The sequence below is a fragment of the Streptomyces sp. NPDC127092 genome (assembly GCF_042722475.1).
GTDB lineage: Bacteria > Actinomycetota > Actinomycetes > Streptomycetales > Streptomycetaceae > Streptomyces.
Window position 1 is genome coordinate 1 of record NZ_JBHXFE010000282.1, and the last position, 1,285, is coordinate 1,285.

The following is a 1,285-nucleotide window of genomic DNA, read 5'->3' on the forward strand; positions in this document are numbered from 1 at the left end:
GTTCTGGCCGCGCGCTCGAGCACAACCGTGCACCGGGCGAGATCCGGTCCGATCGCGGTCGCGCTCAGCTCCAGATCGGAGCGGGCGATACCGTCCCGCGTCGTGTACTCCGTGGTGCGCAACTCACCGGTCACGATGACCGGATCACCCTTCGCCATCGACTGGACGACGCCGGCCATCAGCCTCCGCCTGCAGGTCACCGTGAGGTAGAGCGTGCTCGCGTCGCGCCACTCGCCCGTCGCGTGATCGCGGCGCCGGACAGTGCTCGCCATCCGGAAACTGAGGAACTCGTCACCGGCCGCATTCGACCGGGTGACCGGGCTGGTGATGACCGTTCCGACCACGGTGCCGTGTGTTTCGTACATTTCGCTCTACCCCCTGTGAGTGCGGCAAGGTGCCGTGACTCACAGCGTGCCGTCTCGCAGCGCGATGGCGGGCCGGCATCCGAAATCTGTGGAGAAACGGAAGGGGTGTGGACAGAGCGGCCGGCACGGGCGCCGAAGCTCCGAACGTGTCGGAACCGCGTGCTAGCGGTCAGTGTCCGGTTTCTCGGTCCCGTCGCGCCAGTTCCGCGAACATCGCATTGTGCGCTGCCAGGTCGGCGTCGTCGTCCCGGTCGGCTGCCCGGTCGACCCGCCGCGCCGTGCGGCCGTCGCTGCGGGACCACTGGATCAGCAGGGCCATCATGACCAGCACCAGCGGGATCTCACCGGTAGCCCAGGCGATGCTGCCGCCCAGTTGCTGGTCTCCCACCAGGTCGGCGTTCCAGCCCAGTCCGAGCGATCGGTAGTACCACTCGCCCATCACAGCGCCCATGCTCATCAACGCCACACCGAAGAACGCGTGGAACGGCAGGGAACCGAACACCATCGCGAGCTTCGTCACCGGCTGCAGTTTGCGGGGCGACGGGTCGATGCCGATCGCGACCCAGTAGAAGAGGTATCCGCTCAGCAGGAAGTGGAGGTTCATCAGGACGTGCGCGGAGTGCGAGTCGACGGCGGCCTCGAAGATCCCGCCGAGGTACAGGGCATAGAACCCGCCCACGAACAGCACCGCCGCGACGACGGGGTGCGTGATGAACCGGGAGAACGGGCTGTGCAGCGCGGTCAGGATCCACTCACGCAGACCCGGCACACCGTTCTTGCCCGCCGGATCGAGGCTGCGCAGGGCCAGCGTGATCGGTGCGCCGAGCACCAGCAGGACCGGGGCCAGCATCGACAACGCCATGTGCGCACCCATGTGCACGCTGAACACGGCCGGTGAGTAGCGCCCGACACCCGAGGAC

Annotated in this window: 2 protein-coding genes; both read right to left on the reverse strand. The window is 67.5% G+C overall.

The annotated features are described in order from the left end of the window. The coding region (locus ACFWJO_RS39685; protein WP_386873155.1) for a single-stranded DNA-binding protein at window positions 1-365 on the reverse strand (365 nt) is incomplete at its 3' end. A gap of 169 nt (window positions 366-534) precedes the next feature. Then, window positions 535-1,285 (reverse strand): cytochrome c oxidase assembly protein (locus tag ACFWJO_RS39690; RefSeq protein ID WP_386873157.1); only part of this gene is annotated, 751 nt, incomplete at its 5' end.